The sequence below is a fragment of the Shinella sp. CPCC 101442 genome, from assembly GCF_024704725.1.
Taxonomy (GTDB): domain Bacteria; phylum Pseudomonadota; class Alphaproteobacteria; order Rhizobiales; family Rhizobiaceae; genus Shinella.
Window position 1 is genome coordinate 47,402 of the sequence record NZ_JALIQS010000016.1, and the last position, 19,797, is coordinate 67,198.

General features: G+C 64.9%; 17 protein-coding genes and 1 pseudogene. 10 read left to right on the plus strand and 8 right to left on the minus strand.

Going from position 1 to position 19,797, the window contains the following annotated elements; all coding sequences use genetic code 11:
- The 4 genes from MUO32_RS28375 to MUO32_RS28390 all read right to left on the minus strand — a co-directional run bounded on the left by MUO32_RS28375 (position 1) and on the right by MUO32_RS28390 (position 6,437).
- Complete coding sequence (locus MUO32_RS28375; protein WP_257951734.1) at positions 1-1,002, minus strand: xanthine dehydrogenase family protein subunit M; 1,002 nt, start codon at positions 1,000-1,002, stop codon at positions 1-3.
- Between the two features lie 3 nt (positions 1,003-1,005).
- Entirely contained in the window at positions 1,006-1,617 is a 612-nt protein-coding gene (locus MUO32_RS28380) for a (2Fe-2S)-binding protein (protein WP_374708734.1), read from the minus strand.
- Between the two features lie 448 nt (positions 1,618-2,065).
- Positions 2,066-5,212, minus strand: a complete 3,147-nt coding sequence (locus MUO32_RS28385; protein ID WP_257951735.1) for an efflux RND transporter permease subunit — start codon at positions 5,210-5,212, stop codon at positions 2,066-2,068.
- A 7-nt stretch (positions 5,213-5,219) separates the two neighbouring features.
- Entirely contained in the window at positions 5,220-6,437 is a 1,218-nt protein-coding gene (locus tag MUO32_RS28390) for an efflux RND transporter periplasmic adaptor subunit (protein WP_257951736.1), read from the minus strand.
- Between the two features lie 240 nt (positions 6,438-6,677).
- Between MUO32_RS28390 and MUO32_RS28395 the strand changes: the two genes are divergently transcribed.
- Entirely contained in the window at positions 6,678-7,118 is a 441-nt protein-coding gene (locus MUO32_RS28395; protein ID WP_257951737.1) for a hypothetical protein, read from the plus strand.
- 139 nt (positions 7,119-7,257) lie between these two features.
- Here MUO32_RS28395 and MUO32_RS28400 read toward each other — a convergent pair whose 3' ends face one another.
- The gene (locus MUO32_RS28400; RefSeq protein WP_257951738.1) at positions 7,258-8,580 is read right to left on the minus strand and encodes an ATP-binding protein; all 1,323 of its coding nucleotides are present in this window, start codon (positions 8,578-8,580) and stop codon (positions 7,258-7,260) included.
- Positions 8,574-9,293: a response regulator gene (locus tag MUO32_RS28405; protein WP_257951739.1), complete on the minus strand. Its 720-nt coding sequence runs from the start codon at positions 9,291-9,293 to the stop codon at positions 8,574-8,576. Before MUO32_RS28405 ends, MUO32_RS28400 begins: the two co-directional genes overlap by 7 nt.
- A gap of 160 nt (positions 9,294-9,453) precedes the next feature.
- Between MUO32_RS28405 and MUO32_RS28410 the strand changes: the two genes are divergently transcribed.
- The 6 genes from MUO32_RS28410 (at position 9,454) to MUO32_RS28435 (ending at position 15,783) form a co-directional block, all read left to right on the plus strand.
- Positions 9,454-9,909, plus strand: a complete 456-nt coding sequence (locus MUO32_RS28410; protein ID WP_257951740.1) for a (2Fe-2S)-binding protein — start codon at positions 9,454-9,456, stop codon at positions 9,907-9,909.
- A complete protein-coding gene (locus MUO32_RS28415) occupies positions 9,909-12,059 on the plus strand; it encodes a xanthine dehydrogenase family protein molybdopterin-binding subunit (protein ID WP_257951741.1) in 2,151 nt (716 codons plus the stop codon). Before MUO32_RS28410 ends, MUO32_RS28415 begins: the two co-directional genes overlap by 1 nt.
- 5 nt (positions 12,060-12,064) lie before the next feature.
- Positions 12,065-12,640, plus strand: a complete 576-nt coding sequence (locus MUO32_RS28420; RefSeq protein WP_257951742.1) for an Isoquinoline 1-oxidoreductase subunit — start codon at positions 12,065-12,067, stop codon at positions 12,638-12,640.
- Positions 12,641-12,711: 71 nt separating this feature from the next.
- Positions 12,712-13,176 (plus strand): (2Fe-2S)-binding protein, encoded by a 465-nt coding sequence (locus MUO32_RS28425; RefSeq protein WP_257951743.1) that lies wholly within the window; start codon positions 12,712-12,714, stop codon positions 13,174-13,176.
- 13 nt (positions 13,177-13,189) lie between these two features.
- The gene (locus MUO32_RS28430; protein ID WP_257951744.1) at positions 13,190-15,352 is read left to right on the plus strand and encodes a molybdopterin cofactor-binding domain-containing protein; all 2,163 of its coding nucleotides are present in this window, start codon (positions 13,190-13,192) and stop codon (positions 15,350-15,352) included.
- Positions 15,353-15,363: 11 nt separating this feature from the next.
- A complete protein-coding gene (locus tag MUO32_RS28435; RefSeq protein ID WP_257951745.1) occupies positions 15,364-15,783 on the plus strand; it encodes a cytochrome c family protein in 420 nt (139 codons plus the stop codon).
- A 166-nt stretch (positions 15,784-15,949) separates the two neighbouring features.
- On the opposite strand, the gene MUO32_RS28440 is transcribed toward MUO32_RS28435, so the two are convergent.
- On the minus strand, positions 15,950-17,059 hold the full coding sequence (locus MUO32_RS28440; protein WP_257951746.1) for a metallophosphoesterase: 1,110 nt from the start codon (positions 17,057-17,059) through the stop codon (positions 15,950-15,952).
- Between the two features lie 197 nt (positions 17,060-17,256).
- Between MUO32_RS28440 and MUO32_RS28445 the strand changes: the two genes are divergently transcribed.
- The 3 genes and pseudogenes from MUO32_RS28445 to MUO32_RS28455 form a co-directional block, all read left to right on the plus strand.
- Positions 17,257-17,823 (plus strand): TetR/AcrR family transcriptional regulator, encoded by a 567-nt coding sequence (locus MUO32_RS28445; RefSeq protein ID WP_257951747.1) that lies wholly within the window; start codon positions 17,257-17,259, stop codon positions 17,821-17,823.
- 54 nt (positions 17,824-17,877) lie between these two features.
- Complete coding sequence (locus tag MUO32_RS28450; RefSeq protein WP_257951748.1) at positions 17,878-18,741, plus strand: SDR family NAD(P)-dependent oxidoreductase; 864 nt, start codon at positions 17,878-17,880, stop codon at positions 18,739-18,741.
- Positions 18,698-19,048 (plus strand): annotated as a pseudogene (locus MUO32_RS28455) (hypothetical protein); the annotation flags it as partial. The gene MUO32_RS28450 and the pseudogene MUO32_RS28455, both read left to right, overlap by 44 nt.
- A gap of 230 nt (positions 19,049-19,278) precedes the next feature.
- Here MUO32_RS28455 and MUO32_RS28460 read toward each other — a convergent pair.
- Positions 19,279-19,725, minus strand: a complete 447-nt coding sequence (locus tag MUO32_RS28460; RefSeq protein WP_257951755.1) for a MarR family winged helix-turn-helix transcriptional regulator — start codon at positions 19,723-19,725, stop codon at positions 19,279-19,281.
- Positions 19,726-19,797 lie beyond the last annotated feature (72 nt).

Sequence of the window (19,797 nt, forward strand, 5' to 3'; positions counted from 1 at the left end):
TCAGACCTCCATCGCCGCCGCGCCGAGCAGCGCCCGAACCAGGGTCTGCTTGCCGAGCGGGATCTTGTAATGATTGTGCGAGCGCGTGACGGCCCCCGCAAAGGCCGCCTCGGCGGCGCGATGCGCGATCGCCTCCGTCAATGCATTCCCCTTCAAGGCGGCTTCCGCCTCGCGGGCGCGCCATGGAACGGTCGCCACGCCGCCAAGCCCGACACGGGCCTCCCGCACAGTACCGTCGGGCGCAAGGTCGAGCGCGACGGCAGCACTTGCCAGCGCAAAAGCATAGGATTGCCGATCCCTGATCTTCAGATACAGCGACCGGCGCAGCCACGGCCCGCGTGGAATGAGGAAGCCAGTGATCAACTCGTCGCGCTTCAGCACGGTCTCGACATCAGGTGTTTCGCCCGGCAGCCGATGCAGGTCCGTGAAGGGAATGGTGCGCGGCTTGCCCTGCCTGCCGGCGATTTCCACCTGCGCGTCGACTGCCGCGAGCACCTGCGGGAAATCACCCGGATAGATCGCGATGCAGGCGGTGCTCGTTCCGAGGATCGCATGCTGTCGGTTGTGGCCGTCGAGGGCGGCGCAGCCGGAGCCCGGATTGCGCTTGTTGCAAGCCTCGAAACTGGTATCCCGGAAATAGGCGCAGCGCGTGCGTTGCAGCACATTGCCGCCAAGCCGCGCCATGTTGCGGATCTGCTCCGACGCACCGAGATCGAGCGACAGAGGTATGAGCGGGCAGATCGCCCGGATACCGGGATGGGCCGCCAGATCGGCCATGCGCACCAGCGCGCCAAGACGGATTGCCGTATCACTGACTTCAATGGCGGAAAGGCGCGGATCGCGAAGCCGCGTCACATCGACCAGATGGCTGGCCTTCAGAACATTGACCTTCATGAGATCGAAGACCGTCGTCCCGCCCGCCACGAACAGGGTTTCCGGCCGACCGAGCGCCCGCACGGCCGCCTCCACGGTCTCTGGCCTTTCATAGGTGATCGGCTGCATGGCTCACCCCTCCATCAAAGGCTTTGCCTGCCGGATGGCGGCGACGATGTTCGGATAGGCGGCACATCGACAGAGATTGCCGCTCATATATTCGCGGATATCGGCCTCCGTCTCAGCATGCCCCTCCTTGACGCAGGCGACCGCCGACAGGATCTGCCCCGGCGTACAGAAACCGCACTGGAAGGCATCCTGATCGATGAAGGACGCCTGCATCGGATGTAATGCACCATCCTCGCCGGCAAGACCCTCGATGGTCGTGATGTCGGCGCCGTCAGACGCCACGGCGAACATCAGGCAGGACAGGATGCGGCGTCGATCGACATGGACGGTGCAGGCGCCGCACTGGCCCTGGTCGCACCCTTTCTTCGCACCGGTCAGGCCGGCCTGGTCGCGAAGCGCATCGAGGAGGCTCGTGCGGGCGTCGACAGAAAGCCGCCGGCGCTGGCCGTTGACCGTCATTCCGACGGCTGTCAGCGCCCGGGCATCTTCCGAGGCATCAAGCGCCGGTATCTCGGCCCGCGCCGCACGCACGGCAAAAGGCGCAATGGCGACGCCAGCCGATCCTCTCAGGAAATTCCGGCGATGGGGATTGGGCAAGTTCGGATCACCTGGCATTCGGTCTCACTTCTCTTTCGAAAGAGCTCGCGGGAAAAGGATGCCCGCTCAAGCGCCGCACAACAAAACACGGTTTTACTAATAATACAACATCGTTCTCGTAATAGCGGAGAGTGAATGTCTTGGCTGAAGATTCCGGCGCCCAGAGACAGAAAACATGTGTCCGACGGACTTGCGGATGGAGTGAACATGGATGCAACTGCGGCGAGACCATGGATGGGAGGCAAAATCGACCTCCCAGCCCTTCTCGCGATTGCCTTCAGGATCGTCGTCTGGGTGACGCTTTCGACCGCGTGTTACGTCACGGCTGGTTTCTCCCGGCCAACACCGCTGAACAGTAGAGATTTCGGGCGGATTGCCGTTCAGGTATCGAGATGACCGCCTCGATGCGTTTGGCGCGCGGGCCTGGCTATGTATGACCGCCCGCCTCGCACAGACGGTCCACCAGTCACGACAGAGTTGTCCCCGGCGCAGCGGCGTGCTCGGCCCGGATGCCCCGGCGGCCTCTCCCGGTTTTGAAAACCCGCCATGTTACAACGAAGAGGAGCGGGATGAAAAATGTGCCGAGGATCGTGGAGGCAATCGTGCCGCCCATCACGCCGATGCCGATGGCATTTTGCGCATTTGAGCCAGGCCCTTGCGCGAGCGCGAGCGGCAGCACGCCGAGGATGAAGGCGAAGGAGGTCATCAGGATCGGTCGCAGGCGCTGGCGGGCCGCCTCCACGGTGGCAGGCACGAGGTCTGCGCCATGGCGCATCTTCTCCACCGCGAACTCGATGATGAGAATGGCGTTCTTCGCGGCAAGCCCCATTGTCGTCAAAAGCCCGACCTTGAAGTATATGTCATTGGCCTGATCGAAGAGCGTCGCCGCCGCCAGTGCCCCGAAAATGCCGATGGGCGCGGAGAGCAGGACCGCGAAGGGAATGGTCCAGCTTTCGTAAAGCGCGGCGAGCGACAGGAAGACGACGAGCACCGAAAGCGCGAAGAGCTGCATCGCCGAATTTCCCGATGCCTCTTCCTGCGCGGAAAGGCCGCTCCAGGCGAGCGCATAGCCCGGCGGCAGAGCGCGCACGAGCTCCTCCACCTCCCGCATCGCCGTGCCGGAGCTGACGCCATTGGCCGCGCCCTGGATCTGGACCGCCGGCAGGCCGTTGTAACGCTCCCTTCGCGGCGAGCCCGCGGTCCAGGCGCCGGAGGAAAAGGCGGAGAACGCCACCATCTCGCCGTCGGCATTGCGCACGTGCCACTTGTCGAGATCGTCGGGCTGCATGCGGGCGTCGCTTTCGCCCTGGATGTAGACGGGCTTGATACGCCCATCCAGATCGAAATCGTTGATATAGCGGCTGCCCCAGGCAGCGGAGAGCGTCGCGTCTATGTCCGCAAGGCTCAGGTTCATCGCGCTCGCCTTGTCCTGATCGATGGTGATCGCATATTGCGCCGCATCCTCCAGCCCGTTCGGGCGCGTACCGGTCAGGGCAGGATTCTGTGAGGCTGCGGCCAGCAGCTGGCTGCGCGCCGTCACCAGCGCCTCACGCCCGGTATTGGCGGTATCGAGCAGGTAGAATTCGAAGCCGGCCGCGTTGCCGAAGCCCTGGATCGCCGGGGGCGCAATCACGAAGGCGCGCCCGTCCTTGAGCCCCGAAAAGGCCTGCGTCGTCCGCCGGGCGATGGACTGGGCATCAGACCCCGGCGCCGTGCGCTCGCGAAAATCCTTGAGGCTCACGAAGGCAAGAGCGACATTCTGCCCCTGTCCGCTGAAGTTGAAGCCGACGCTGCCGAACACGCCGTCGACCGTGTCCTTTTCCTGCGTGAGAAAATAGTCGATCACCGCGTTCTGCACGCGGGTCGTCCTGTCGATGGTCGCCCCGGCCGGCATCTGGACCGTCACCAGGAGACGCCCCTGGTCCTCAGGCGGAAGGAAGGAGGTAGGCAGCCGGTAAAACAGCCAGCCCGCGGCGACGGACAGGGCCAGGAAGACCACGAGGAAGCGGAAGGCGCGGCGCACCAGACCCTCCGTCGCCCGCCCGTATCCCGTGGTCATGCGCTCCATCAGACGCTCGAAAAGGCCGAGCGGACCACGACGCGGGCCATCATGCCGGGCCTTCAAAAGCGTGGCGCACAAGGCCGGCGTGAACACCAGTGCCACCAGAACGGACAGGACCATCGCCGAGACGATCGTAATGGAAAACTGCCGATAGATGACACCGACGGAGCCCGGAAAAAATGCCATCGGCACGAAAACCGCCGAGAGCACGGCCGCAATTCCGACCAGTGCCCCGCTGATCTGCCGCATGGACCGGATCGCCGCTTCCCGCGGGGAAAGCTTCTCCTCCGCCATCAGCCGCTCCACATTTTCCACGACGACGATGGCGTCGTCGACGAGCAGACCGATGGCCAGCACCATGGCGAACATCGTGAGCGTGTTGATGGTGAAACCGAAGAGCGCGAGGATGCCGAACGTGCCCAGCAGCACGACGGGAATGGCAAGCGTTGGAATGAGCGTCGCCCGGAAATTCTGCAGAAAGAGATACATCACGACGAAAACGAGCACGATCGCCTCGAAGAGGGCCTCGACCACGCTCTCGAGCGACAGCTGCACGAAGGGCGCCGTGTCGTAGGGATAGTGGATCTCGACCCCTTCCGGCAGCTCCGCCTTCACGCGGTCCAAGGTCGCCCGCACATTCGCGGCGACGTCGAGCGCATTGGCGTTGCTGGCAAGCTGGATGCCGAAGCCGGCCGCGTTCCGGTTGTTATAGGTGCCGGACCGAACATAGCTCTCGGCGCCGATCTCGACCCGCGCCACATCGCGCAGCCGGACGACCGCGCCGTCCGCCGCGCTTTTGACGATGATATTTTCGAACTGCTCTGGCGTCTGCAGACGGCTCTTGGCGGTGACGGTGGCGTTGAGCTGCTGGCCGGCAAGCTGCGGCAGCGCACCTAGCTGGCCGGCGGAAACCTGGACGTTCTGGGCCTCGACCGCCGCCTGCACGTCGCCGATCATCAGTTGATACTTCAGAAGCTTTGCCGGATCGACCCAGAGCCGCATCGCATAGCCGGAGCCGAAAATCTGCAGGTCGCCGACACCGTCGATCCGGCGGATCGGGTCGTTGATGTCGCTGTCAATAAGATCGGCGAGATCGATCGGCTTGAGCCGGCCGTCGGACGAGGCGAGCGCGACCACCATGAAGAAGCCGGTTCCCGCCCTGGCGACGGTCAGGCCGTTCGCCTGCACGGCCTGCGGCAGCTGGCTGGTGACGAGCTGCACCTTGTTCTGGACCTGAACCTGCGCGATATCGGGATCGGCCGCGGAGGTGAAGACCACCGAAACATCGGCTTGTCCCGTGGCGGTCGAAGTGGCCGTCACGTAGTCGAGATGGTCGATGCCCGTCAGGCCCTGCTCGATGACCTTCGTCACGGCGTTTTCAACCGTTACCGCATCCGCGCCCGGATAAGTGGCGCTGATGCGAACGGTGATCGGCGCGACCTGCGGATATTGCGCGACGGCAAGCAGACGGACGGCAAGCAAGCCTGCCAGCATGATGACGATGGCGATGACCCAGGCGAAGACCGGCCTGTCGACGAAAAAACGGGACATGGGCACCTCAGCGGCTGGAGACTTCGACGGGGGGGCGGCCCTCTGCCGGATCGGCACCGGCGACCGGCCTGATGGCACCCGTCGCATCGTCAATGGCAACCTCGAGCGCCTTGACGGTTTCGCCGCTGCGAACGCTCTGCGCGCCCTCGACGATGAGCCGGGCACCGTCGGAAAGACCGGCTGTCACCACCCAGCTGTTGCCTTTTCTGCGGTCGATGGCGAGTGTCCTTTCCTCCACCTTGCCGCCTTCGCCGACGATCTTGACAAGGGCTTCCCCTCCGCGATTGCGCGTGACGGCCCGCTGCGGCACGAGGAAGCTGTTGCCCATCACACCCTCGTCGATCGTGGCGCGAACATACATCCCGGGCAGCAGCAGGTGATCGGGATTGGGAAAGGCCGCCCGCACCACGACGGTCCCGGCCGTCTCGCTGACGGTCGTTTCGTAGAATTGCAGCTTGCCCGCATGGGGATAGGCCAAGCCATCCTCCAGGGTGAGCCGCACTTGCGGCATCGTCGCCGGCGTCAGGCCTCCCGCGCCGGCGGCGCGGCGGAACGACAGCAGGCGCGCGCTCGGCTGGCTCACCTCTACATAGATGGGATCGAGCTGGCGAATGGTCGTCAGGACAGCGGCCTGCTCGGCGGTGACAAGCGCGCCGACGTTGACGGAGGAACGGTCGACACGGCCGGAGATCGGCGCGCGGATGGCCGTGCGCTGGAGATTGATGCGCGCCGTCTCGATCGCCGCCTTTGCCGCCGCGACGTCGGATACCGCCTGCCCGAGCGCCAGCGCAGCATCGTCATAGTCCTGACTGCTGACCGCATCGGCTGTCCGAAGGCGTCCGAGGCGGTCTATCCTCGCCTGTGCGTTGCGCTGGGCAGCACCTGCCCGCTCGAGAGCGGCGGCGGCGCTGTCATAGGCGGCCTGATAGGAAGCCGGCTCGATCTCGTAGAGAACATCGCCCGCCTTCACCTCGCGGCCCTCGGTGAAGACGCGCGCGCGCACCAGCCCCGAAACCTGTGGCCTGACCTCGGCGGCGCTGGATGCAACCGTGCGGCCGGCGAGTTCGGACGAGACGGACACATCCTCCGGCGAAAGCGTGATGACGCTGACCTCCGTCTCCGCTTTCTCCGCCTGGCCGGCCGTGTTCGAACTGGCTTCGGTGCAGGCGCTGAGCGCCAGCGCCAGGAGAGGGGCGATGAAAACGGGGGGCGCTGTTTTCCACATGAGACGGCCTCGCTACGGTTGGGATTGCTCGTGAGCCTACCGTCGCCCCGTCTCAGGAATGTGCCCGCAGGCCGGCTGAATGTATCAAATTGTATCGCACTGCAGCATTGAAATCCCGCGGCCCCGCGCGCCCTTTCGGGGCCATTTGACCGTGGCGTACAATTTTCGACAAAGACGGCAAAACGCTGAGACAGGTTGACCGCAGACTGGAATCCGCAAAAGTTTGCGAAGGAGATCCCCATGCCCGCCTACACGATCGAAACGACCTACAAGCTGCCGATCTACCGGCATCGGGTCTACAATGCCGATACGCTGGAGGAAGCCTGCCTCCTGGCGGTTCGCGACGCGGACTGGAACGATGAGCGGCCCGACATCGAGGCTTCCGAACGCACCTTCGTCAGCGGCATATGGGAGGGCGCCCTGCAGGAAGTGGCCGGCCGGGCCGTGAGCGTGCCGCCAACCTTCGACGAAGCCGTCCGGCGCAAGGCCGACCTCTTCGAGCATTCGCTTCGCCTGATCAACGCGGCGGCGCAGACCGGTTCGACGAATGAGCTGTGGCGCAAGCAGGCCCAGGCGCTGTTGAAGGAGGCGATGGCGATCGGGGCGGATTGCCGCTCTCACTGGCTGGATCCGCAACTCGAAACCGGTGCTGCATCGGCCGCCTTCGCCGCACATAGATGAAGCCCGGCGACCCGGCCCCGGGCGACGATATCCTCGTCAGCAGTCTGTCCCCCACCCAGTGACCCGGCATCACCAACAACGGAGATGCCGGGTATTTCTTTGTGCGGAAGGGCCGATCTCCCGATGCCGGCCCGCGGCCTCAGGCCGCCAGACTTGCCAGATGTTCGCGCGGCAGCGCGAGTATGGCGCAAAGACCCGGATTCCGGTTGACGAGGCGAATGTCGCCGCCGTGCTGGTGCGCGATCGCGCGGGCGATGGACAGGCCAAGGCCGACGCCGCCCGTCTGGCGGTTGCGCGAATCCTCGAGGCGCACGAAGGGTGAGAAGACCGCTTCCAGCTGATTGGCCGGAATGCCCGGCCCGTCGTCGGCGACCGATATCAGCACCTCCGCATCGCTGACGGCGAGGCTGACGCGGGCCGCATTGCCATAGCGCATGGCGTTTTCGATCAGGTTGCGCAGAGCGCGGCGCAGGTTCTCCGGGCGGCAGCGGAAATCGAGGCGCTCGCCTTCCGTGAACTCGATGCCCGGATAGACCGCCGCCATGTCCTCGCAGAGGCTATCGACCAGGGCGTTGAGATCGACCGTCCGTGTTTCGCCGGCCGTCGCCTCGCCCTTGGCAAAGGCGAGCGTCGCGTCCACCATGGTCTGCATTTCCTCGATCGTTGCGATGATGCGATCCTGCAGGGCGGGGTCCTTGATGTATTCCGCCCGCAGCCGCAGGGTGGTCAACGGGGTGCGCAGATCGTGCCCGATGGCCGCAAGCATCTGCGTCCTGTCCGAGACGAAACGGTGCAGCCGGTCCTGCATGCGATTGAAGGCGGCGGCGGTCTTGCGCAGGTCCTCCGGCCCCGTCTCTGGCAGGGGGCTGTGCTGCTCGCCGCGGCCCAGCCGGTCGGCGGCATCGCTGAGCGCCGTGAGGGGCCGGACGATGCGCCGCGCGAAAATGGTCCCGCCGACGGCCAGCACCAGCGCGAAAAGCACGAAGCTGATGATCGACTGGCGCTGCAGGGAACCGCTGCTGATGCGCTTGTAGTAGATGCCGTTCAGCCAGCGCGTGCCGGAGGGAACGGCAAGGCCGAGCCCGTTACCGTCTATGTAGCTGCTCTCGGTGCAGTCCGTGACCGGTTTTTCCGGGAAGGCGCCCGGCGGATTGCTGCCGGCCGTGCCGGGCAGGACGCAGACGGCGCCCGGCTGCGGCTCGGGCGCATCGGCGATCCAGAAACGCGTATAGGCATTGCCGCTTGCCGCCGTCACCCGCTTGGCGATGTCGGGCGAAGCGGAGTCGAGTGCCGCCGCCAACGCGCTGGCCGCCCGGCGGAACTCCGTCTCCTCCGATGCGCGCAGGTCGCGGATGCGGTCTCCCGAGGCGAGGATGTAACCAATCGCCTGCGAGACCAGCAAAGCCACCAGCATCGCGACGATGAACTGGCCCGCAAGGCTCTTCTTCCATAGCTTCAACATTTTGCGACGGAGGGCATGAAACTGTACCCTCCTCCCCAGTGCGTGCGGATGATTTCCGGATTCTTCGGATCGACCTCGATCTTCTTGCGCAGCCGGCTGACCTGGTTGTCGATCGCCCGGTCGAATGGATCGGCGATGCGGCCGGCCGTCAGGTCGAGGAGCTGGTCGCGGCTGAGCACGATGCCCGGATGGTCGATGAAGGCCTTCAGCAGCCGGAACTCCGCGGAAGAAAGCGGCACGCCGACATTTTCAGCGCTGACGAGTTCCCGCCGGCCGGTATCGAGCCGCCATTGGCCGAAATGCACGAAGTTCGCCTTGATGACGTCGCGCTGCGGCGGCAGGGACCGCACGCGCCGCAGGATCGCCTTGATGCGGGCGAGCAGTTCTCGTGGATTGAAGGGTTTCACCAGATAGTCGTCCGCGCCCAGCTCCAGGCCGATGATGCGGTCCGTCTCGTCGGTCCTCGCCGTCAGGAAAAGGATCGGGACTTCCATGTTGGCACGCAGGTCGCGGCAAAGGGTCAGGCCGTCCTCGCCGGGCATCATGATGTCGAGGACGATCAGGTCCGGCAACGACACCTGCAGGATCTGCCGCAGCGCCGGGCCGCCATCGGCCGTATCGACACGAAATCCGCGGTCGCCGAGATAATCGGCGAGGAGTTCACGAATGTCGGCGTTGTCGTCGGTGACGACGATGTGGGGAAATGGAGCCATTGCCTTTCAATACAGGATGGAGCCGCGCTTCCGGCAGCGAAAAATTGTAAAAAATTGCATCAGGCGGCTGCGACAATCCGATACAAATCCCGCCCCTCACGGGAAAATTCTGCGACAGGTTCATTCTACCTTGGCTTCCGGTCAACTGCTGGAGGCAAGAATGCCGGTTCTCAAGGTCAACGGATCGCCGCACGAGATCGATCTTCCCGACGACACCCCGCTCCTGTGGGCGCTGCGTGATACGCTCGGGCTGCTCGGAACGCGCTATGGCTGCGGCGCCGCTCTGTGCGGCTGTTGCACCGTGCATGCGGATGGCAAAGCGCTGCGATCCTGCGTCGCGACGCTGGCGGATGTCGCCGGCGCCGAAATTCTCACCATCGAGGGACTTGGCACCGCTGCGACGCCCCATCCGGTGCAGGCGGCCTGGCTAGAGATCGACGTCGCCCAATGCGGCTACTGTCAGTCCGGGCAGATGATGCAGGCCGCCGCCCTCCTGCGTGAAATACCGAAGCCGAGCGATGCGGATATCGATGCCGCCATGTCCGGCAACCTCTGCCGCTGCGGCACCTACAGCCGCGTCCGCGCCGCTATCCACCGCGCTGCGGAGTTCATCTGATGAACACGCCCGCTCCCACCCGACGTCAATTCCTGTTCGGCATTTCGGCCGTCGCCGGCGGCCTGCTGGTCGGCCTGCCGGAAAGCCGTGCACAAACCGGCCACGGCGAGGTTACGGCCTGGGTGGTGATCACGCCCGACGACACGGTGACGATCCGCGTTGCCCGAAGCGACATGGGGCAAGGCATCTTCACGGCCCTGCCGATGCTGGTCGCCGAAGAGCTCGAATGCGACTGGGCGAAGGTGCGCGCGGAATATGCCGATACGAACGAAAACCTCACTCGCGACAAACCCTGGGGCGACATGGTGACCTCCACCTCGATTTCCGTGCGCGCCTCGCAGGAATACCTGCGCCAGGCCGGCGCCCAGGCCCGGGAAATGCTGATCGCCGAGGCAGCGGCTCGCTGGAACGTGACGCCGGTCTCCTGCCGCGCACGAGGCGGCATCGTTTCCCATGCGGCAAGCGGGCGTGCCCTCCGCTTCGGCGCGCTGGCAGCGGCGGCCGCACGACGACCTATTCCGGAAAACGTACCCCTCAAGGCTCCGTCCGATTGGCGGCTGATCGGCACGTCGGCCGCCCGTATCGAGGCAGCGCCCAAGGTCTTCGCCGAGCCGATCTTCGCCACCGACGTCGACCTGCCCGGCATGCTGCATGCGGCGGTCAAGAACTGTCCGACCATCGGCGGCAGCGTCGTCGCCTTCGACCACGCGGCCGTTGCCGGCCTGCCCGGCGTGCGGCATGTCGTCCAGGTCGGAAAGGACGCCGTCGCCGTCGTCGCCGATAGCTGGCGGCAGGCGAATGCCGCCGTCGAGGCGCTTCCCGTCACCTGGGACGAGAGCATCGGAACGGGTGTGTCGAACGCGACGCTTCGTACGCTCTTCCGCGAAGGCCTTGCCGATCCCGCCGCGGCCATCGGCCATCGCATCGACGATGTGGGCGCATCGCTTGGCGGCGCGGCGCAGATCATCGACGTCGAATACGAGGCGCCCTTCCTCGCCCACGCCACCATGGAGCCGCAGGTCTGCACGGCGAAGGTCACGGCGGAGCGCATCGATCTCTGGGCGCCGACCCAGAACGGCGAGGGAACGACGAACACCATCGCCCGTGTCATGCAGCGGGACGCCGCGCAGATCTTCGTGCACAAGCTGCAGCTGGGCGGCGGCTTCGGCCGGCGGGGCCTTGCGCAGGATTGGGCGCGGCAGTCCGTGCAGATCGCCGCGCAGGTGCCCGGCGTGCCGGTGCGCATGCTCTGGTCGCGCGAGGAGGATTTCACCCACGACTACTACCGGCCGATGGTTCTGGCGCGCCAGACGGCGGGCTTCGACGCGCAGGGCAGGCTGCTCGGCTGGAAAGTGCGCATTTCCGGTTCCTCGATCGCCGCCTCGCTTGCTCCCTTCTGGCTGAAGGAGGGTGTCGACAACGCCCTGATGGACGGCTTCGTGGAGGAGGACATGCCCTATGCCGTCGCAAGCTTCGAGGTGGGCGTGGCGCGGCGCGACAGCCATATCCCGGTCGGCTTCTGGCGCGGCGTGAACCTGTCGCAAAACGGCTGGTTCCGCGAGGCCTTCCTCGACGAGATCGCCGCCATGCGCAAGATCGACCCCTATCTCCTGCGCCGCGAACTCCTCTCGGAAAATCCCCGGGCGCTCGCCACGCTGGATGCCGCGGCAAAACTCGCCGGATGGGGCAAGCCGCCTGCAGGCCGACACCAGGGCATCGCCATCGTCGAAGGCGACAATGCCTGGTGTGCGCAGATCGCGGAAATCTCGGTGACGGACGGGCGCCTGAAGGTGCACCGCATCAGCTGCGCGGTCGATCCCAATTTCGTGGTGCATCCGGATATCACCGTCCAGCAGATCGAGGGCGGCATCGTGCAGGGGCTTGCGGCGGCGCTCTACGGAGAGGTGACGGTCGAGGACGGCCGCGTCCAGCAGACCAATTTTCACAACTACCGTTACCTGCGCATGGAGGAAATGCCCGTCATCGACGTCGCCCTGGTGCCGAGCCTCGGCCGCTATGGCGACCGTTGGGGCGGGGTCGGAGAAACCGGCCTGCCGCCCCTCGCCCCGGCGCTCACCAACGCGATCCATCCGGCAACCGGCAAGCGCCTGCGCAGCCTGCCGATCAGCAACCACGATCTCCGGGTGTGACGGCGATGCGCTTTCCCTCTCTCATTCTCGCCCCGATCCTCGCCGCCGCGACAACCATCGCCGTGACCGCCGAGGAGGTCACCCTTCCGCAGGACGAGGTGGCGTCGCTTGCCGCCTTCGACCGGCTAGTGGCCGTCATCGAGCACCCACGCTGCATGAACTGCCACACCAGCACGGATTTCCCCCGCCAGGGCAATGCACGCCTTCGCCACAACATGGGCGTGGCGCGCGGGCCGGAAAACCACGGCACGCCGGCCCTGCAATGCGCGACCTGCCACCAGGACAACAATGCGCCCTCCGGCGTGCCGGGCAATGCCAACTGGCATCTCGCGCCGCTCTCCATGGCCTGGGAAGGCCTCGACCGGCGCGGCATCTGCCGCCAGCTCACCGATCCGGCGCGCAGTACCATGACGCCGGAACAGCTCGTCGAGCATATGAACAACGACCCGCTGGTTCTCTGGGCCTGGAACCCGGGCAACGACCTCAACGGCCTGCCGCGCGAAAAGCCGCCGATGTCAGCCGGGGAGTTCGGCGAACTGGTGCGGGTCTGGGTCGCGAACGGCGCGCAGTGCCCCGACTGACGGCCAAACGACCGCATCGAGACCGTTTCCCTCAGCCGTCGCCTGCGGCGACCCCTCGAAAGGAGAACCCCATGGCCAGCTTGAACATCAACGGCGAAATCCGTGATCTGGACGCGGAGCCGGGAACGCCTCTCCTGTGGGTGCTGCGCGAGCAGGCGGGCCTCACCGGCACGAAATATGGCTGCGGCATCGCCCAGTGCGGCGCCTGCACCGTCCATGTCGACGGCGTTGCCGTGCGCTCCTGCTCGATCCCGGTCGAAGCCATTGCGCCCGACCAGAGGATCGTGACCATCGAAGGCCTCGGCAAGGACGGGCTGCACCCCGTCCAGCAGGCCTGGCTGGAGCTCGACGTTCCGCAATGCGGCTATTGCCAGTCCGGCATGATCATGGCCGCGGCTGCCCTTCTTGCCGAACACCCCGATCCCGGGCCCGACCTCATCGCAGGCGAGATCACCAACATCTGTCGCTGCGGCACCTATTCCCGCGTTGCCGCCGCCATCGCGCAGGCGGCGGCAACGCGGGCCGGCAAGAGCTGAGAGGAGAGTTCCCATGACCGCGATCATGCCCGTTTCCCGGCGTTTTTTCCTCAAGTCTTCGGCAACGGCGCTCGGCGCCCTCGTGCTCGGTTTCGCGCCGGATTCCGGGGCACAGGAAACCCGACCCAGCGAAATCAACCACTGGATCGTGATCCACCCGGACGATACGGTCGTGCTGCGCCTGACCCGCTCGGAAATGGGACAGGGCTCGCAGACGGGTCTGGCGCAGCTTCTGGCCGAGGAGCTGGAATGCGACTGGCAACGCGTGCGCACCGAATATGTGTCCCCTCGCGAAAACCTCGCACGCGGCGAGGTCTGGGGCGATTTCCAGACGGGCGGCAGCGGCTCGATTAGGGAACTGCAGGAACCGCTGCGTCATGCGGGAGCGGCCGCACGCATCATGCTGATCGCGGCCGCGGCGAAGCACTGGGGCGTGCCGCCGGAGGAATGCCGGGTGAGCGCGGGCCTGATCCGCCATCCGAAGAGCAAGCGCCGCGCCACCTATGGCGAGGTCGCAGCACTCGCCGCCGCCATCGAGCCGCCGCCGGTCGTGCCGCTCAAGAACCCGGAGAACTGGCACATCGCCGGCCAGCCGCTGCGCCGGCTCGATACGCCCGACAAGCTAACCGGCAAGCAGGTCTACGCCATCGACGTCGCCCTGCCGGGGATGCTGAACGCCGCCGTGCGGGCCTGCCCCATCGCCGGCGGAACGCTGCGCCGCTTCGATGCCGACGCGGCCCTCGCCCTGCCCGGCGTGCGCCATGTCCTGAAGGTCGACGACGCCACCGTCGCCGTCGTGGCCGACCGCTGGTGGCAGGCAAACAGCGCCCTCGACGCGCTGGCGATCGAATGGAACCCCGGCCCGAACGAAAAACTCGCCGACGCAGACATCGCCGGTCGGCTGATGGAGGGTCTCGTGGCCGCCAACGGCTTCGCAGGCGCGCAGGCGGGTGACGCCCGGGCCGTCATCGGCGCCGGCGGACGGATGATCAGCGCCGACTACAGCTACCCCTACCAGGCGCATGCCGCGATGGAGCCGATCAACGCGACGGCGCTCTATACCGAGGGTCGCTGCGAGATCTGGGCGCCGACCCAGCATGCCGGCGCCTGCCTCGAGACCGTTGCCGAGGCGAGCGGCGTGCCGATCGAAAACTGCGAGGTCCACCGCCTGCATCTCGGCGGCGGCTTCGGACGGCGCCTCTACCACGACTACGCGCGCATGGCCGTGCTGATCGCCAGGCAAGTCCCGGGCACGCCGATCAAGATGATCTGGTCGCGCGAGGAGGACATGACCCACGACTACTACCACCCCGTCACCCGCTGCCGGATGACGGGCGTCCTCGATGCGGGCGGAAGCATCACCGGCCTGCACATGCGCATTTCCGGCCAGTCCATCCGCGGGTCGCTGCGGCCGGAGAGCCTGGAGGGCGGCGGCGACGTGCGCGCCTTCCACGGGCTGAACCAGACGGACGGCAACGGCATCCTGGGCTACGATATCGAAAACCTCCTGATCGACCATGTCATGTACAATCCGCCGATCCGGCCGGGCTCCTGGCGCGGCGTCAACCTCAACCACAATCTCTTCTATCTCGAAAGCTTCATCGACGAGCTTGCCCATGCCGCCGGCAGGGATCCGCTGGATTACCGCCGCGCCCTGATGGGCAAGCATCCGAAGCATCTCGCCGTGCTGAACGCCGCCGCCGAACGGGCGCGCTGGCACGAACGGCCCCCGGAGGGCGTCTTCCGCGGCCTTGCCGTCGCCAACGGCTACGGCAGCTATGTGGCGGCGGTCGCCGGGGTCTCGTTGAACGGCGATTTCATCCGGATCGACAGGCTCGTCGTGGCGACGGACGTCGGCAATGCCGCCAATCCCGAACTGATCGCGCGGCAGGCGGAAGGCGCCTGCATTTTCGGCCTCTCGGCGGCGCTCTACGGCGAATGCACCGTGGAAGGCGGCGCCATCCAGCAGACCAATTTCGACACTTACCGGGTCCTCCGGCTCGCGGAGACGCCGAAGATCGAAACGGTCGTCCTGCAATCGCGGGATTTCTGGGGCGGCGGCGGAGAACCACCGATCGCGGTCGCGACCCCCGCCGTCATGAATGCCGTCTTCGCCGCCACCGGCAAGCGGATCCGCCACCTCCCGCTGGTGAAAAGCGGCCTTCTCCCGGCCTGATGGAGCAACGCATGAACACAGAAAACCAGACCACTATCCCGCGCACTTGCCGATGGAACGTCACCAGCCGCGCCAAACGGCCGCTAGCGCTGATGGCGCTCCTGCTCGCGGCCACCCCCTCCCTTGCTGAAGGCGATCCGGTCCGGGGCAAGACGGTCTTCGCCCGCTGCGGCGCCTGCCATTCGACGACCGGCCAGAACAGGATGGGGCCGCCCCTCGACGGCATCGTCGGCCGCCCTGCGGGAACGAGCCCCGGCGCGCGATACTCCAATGCCTTGAAGGGCTCGGGGCTCGTCTGGAACGACGACACCCTCAACCGGTTCCTTGAAGCCCCGCGGACCGCGGTGCCGGGAACGACAATGATGATCGGCCTTGCCCTGGCGAAGGATCGCATGGACATCATCGCCTACCTGAAGACGTTGACCCGCTGACGACGGACGGTCTTAGGCGAGAATTGCTTCTGGCCCAGTGGCCAATGGCCGGGCGGATCTGCTCCCCTTCGCCTTGAGCCAGGAAGCGACGCCCGGCGGCAGAAGGGATCGACACCCTCCGCCGGACTGACATCCACCGTCGCGACGATGCTCTCGTCAGTCAGCGTCAGCGCGCCGGCCGCAGGCGGAGCAGCGTGAGTTCGTTTTGCGAACCGACCCGCAGCGGCAACATGAAGGTCCCGATGCCCGGCGAGACGAAAAGCTGCATTTTGCCGATGCGGTACAGTCCGTTGCTGTAAGGAAAGAACAGCCCCTTCGCGAGCACGGTCGCCGGGAAAATCTGGCCGCCGTCATGCGTATGGCCGGTGATGAACAGGTCGATGCCGGCTTGCTCGGCATATGGGATGCCAACCGGACTGTGGTGGATGAGGATCGATGGCCGCGACGGATCGAGGCCGATTCCAGGTAACGTGCCCTCGATCGTCGTCTTGTTCGGCGAAGGATGAAGGTCGAACGCCTTGTCGTCGGCGTTCATGTAATCGAGGCCAGCGATTTGCAGGCCTTCTACGGACACGACCTCGTTGTGAAGGACGCGGACGCCGTGCCTCTGAGCGATCGCGATCAGCCGCTTCTCGTCAATGTATGTGTCGTGATTGCCCGTCGCGAAATAGACGGGAGCCTTCAATTGGGCGAGTGGCGCGAAATTCTCGTCCCTTAGAATCGCGGTGCTGTCGGCGAGATCGCCCGGCACTACGATCATGTCAGGGTTCATCGCGTTGGTCGCCGCGACAATGCGTTCAAGATAGGCCTTGCCTCGATGTCCGCCCATGTGGACGTCGGCCAGCACGGCGACATTGATCGGACGCATGAGCTTCGGCATCGTGATATCGATGATCCTCGTCTCGAACCGATAGGCGTTCCAGACGCCATAGCCAGTGGTGACTGTGGCCAGCAGCAGCACCGCGATGCCTGCCGCCCGGGCTGGAATCCGAAGAAGCGGACGGAGCAGCTCGAACACCAGCAACCAGATGAAGACATAGAAGAGCAGACCGAGCAGCACGCCTGAGACGAGATAGACGCGGTCGATGATCACGGAATCCCAGGCTGCCGTGAGCTGGCTCGTCGTCAGTGCCGCAACGATGATCACGCCCGTGATGAGGTAGAGATAGAGCCTGCGCCGAACGTGCAAGAGTGAACCGAGCCTCGTGCCGACGTAAGCGACGACTGCGACCACGATGAGGAAAGCAAGGAGGGGAACGAGAACGGTAGCAATCATGGAGAATTAACTCGCCCGGGAGGGTGCAGGAACAATGAGGAAGGACGCGATCGGCACCCCTGACCGTCGCCCCAACCCGCAGCCGATCGGATGACCGCGAATTTCCGCCCATCCCTCCTTGCGGCCAAGAAAGCGCTTGACAATGAGTGAGTGAACAGTCATTTAAATAACAGCAAACAACTCTGGACGCAATCGAAATGGCTCGACCTCTTAGCGACGATCGTAGGAATGCCATCATCATCGCAGCGACCGCGCTGATCGCGGAACGAGGTTTGAGCACGTCCACTGCCGACATCGCAAAACATGCAGGCATCTCGAACGGCTCTGTCTTCACCTATTTCGAGACGAAAACGGAGCTGTTCAACGCCATCTATTCCGAACTGAAGGAGGACCTGATCCAAACCGTTTTGGCCGCTATCCCGAGCGACCAGGACGAGAAGTCACAGTTCAGGTGCTTTTGGCTGGCCCGCACGCAATGGGGTGTCGCAAACCCCGGAAAGCGTAAGGTTGCGGCGCAATTGCATGTCTCCGATACGATTACCGACGCAAGCCGTCGAGCAGCGACCGTATCGGCGGCACCAATCCTCGACCTGATAGATCAGGTGGCCAAGCGCGGCACATTGCGCGCCGCGCCACGAGGCTATGTTCTGGAATTGGTCGAAGGAATGGCAGGCGCAACAATGGACTTCATGATCGCAAATCCCGCGATGGCGGAAGAAGCTTCGCAGGCTGGTTTCGACGCTGTGTGGCGAATGTTAGCCTAAAAAATTTCAACATTAAATGACTGTCTGGACAGTCAAAAACAAAGGAGATCCGATATGTCTAAGGTATGGTTGGTTACAGGCAGTGGCTCGGGCCTGGGACGGGCAATCACAATCAAGGCGCTGGAAGCAGGCCATCGTGTCGTGGCTACCGCGCGCGACCTGAGCCAGTTGAATGACCTGGTGGCGTCCTATGGTCCGCGCGTGAAACCGGTCCGACTCGATGTAACCGACGAGCAGGAGGCCGCCGCCGCAGTAGAGGCTGCCATCTCCGCTTTCGGGGGCCTTGATGTCCTCGTCAACAATGCAGGATTCGGAGAGACGCGGCCATTCGAAGAGGTTTCATCGGACGATTTTCGTCGTGTTGTGGAAACCAATTTCTTTGGTGTCGTGAACCTCACGCGGGCCGCCTTGCCCGGAATGCGCCAACGGAGAAGCGGCCACATCATCCAGATTTCGTCCGTCGGTGGGCGGTCTGCCCTCGCGGGCAACGCAGCCTACGTTGCCGCCAAATGGGCGGTAGGCGGTTTTGCCGAAACGGTCGCTCTTGAAGCCGCACCGTTTGGCGTCAAGGTGACGGCACTCGAACCGGGCGGCATGCGCACAAACTGGGGCAAGCGTGCGTTTGGAAACGTTCCTTCCATGTTGCCGGATTACGATGCCTCGATCGGAGAAACCGTCCGGCAGCTTGCGGCATACTGGGGCAATGAGCCGGGCGATCCCGAAAAGATCGCGCAAGTCGTCGTCCGCGTCGCGCAAGCCGATCGTCTTCCGCCGCACATCCTTCTCGGCTCGGACGCACTCCAAGTCGCACTTGGTGCTGACGCAGTGAGAAGCGCTGCTACCGAGCGGTGGAAGGCTGTCAGCGCATGGACGGATGTTGCTTCCGAGGGGCCGTTGCCGGATTTCCCGTCTGAATAGCGATCAGCTCCTGCCGATTGACCTATCGCAAGCGGGAAATCCGCAGAGGTCACGGTCAATCGGCCTGCCATCGTCGCGGGAAACGCGGCGATCCTGGCCATGTCTATCCCGCAGACAGCATCCATTCCGGGCATGCCTGCTGCTGCGTCAGACGCAGCAGTCTCCCGCTTTTGACGTTCTCGCATGTCGACGACGTGGTGGCTCGTGCCAATGCGACGGAGTATGGCCGCAGCGCTCCGTATGGTCGGCCGATGCCGACGCCGCTTACGCCGTAGCTCGGCGTCTCCAGGCGGGGACGGTATGGGGCAACGAGGTGCAGCACCTCTCACCCGCTGTCGCTTTCGGCGGTCTCAAGCAGTCTGGCTGGCCTCCTCGAATTCACCGATGCGCAGACCCTGGCTATCAAGAGAGCGTAGGGGTCGAGAAACAGCAAATGACATCTCGCAGCAAGCGCACAACGTTCGCAGCTCCTGCTGCAAGCAGACAGGGTCCATCTGTCGAACGGGGGGCTTTTGCACACGCGCCTATATCCTCGCCTCAGCCCTTCAGCGGCACGGCGAGTGCATCGCGGAGTTTCTGGACGCTTTCGTTGAGGGCGACGATCTCCTCGACCGTCATGCCGGAGCGCTGCAGCAGCGTATCGGTCAGGCAGCCCGTCTCGGCCTGCAGGTCCCGGCCCTTGTCCGTCAGGTGCACGCCGACCAGCCGCTCGTCCTTTGTCGAACGCCGGCGGGTGACGAAGCCAGCTGCCTCCAGCCGCTTGACGAGTGGCGTGATGGTGCTCGGCTCCAGCGCGAGACGGTCGGCGATGGCCGAGATCGTCTGGCCGTCGCCCTCCCACAGCGTGCTCAGCACGAGATATTGCGGATAGGTGATGCCGAGCGCATCGAGCATCGGCTTGTAGGCGCGGTTGATGGCGATGGTCGTGCCGTAGATGGAAAAGCACAGCTGGCTGTCGAGCGGGATCGTGTGGGCGTCGGTCATCATGGTCTTGGTCTCCGTTTGGGATCGTGGCGGGACCATACCACAAAAATACATATCGCGATAAAAAACATC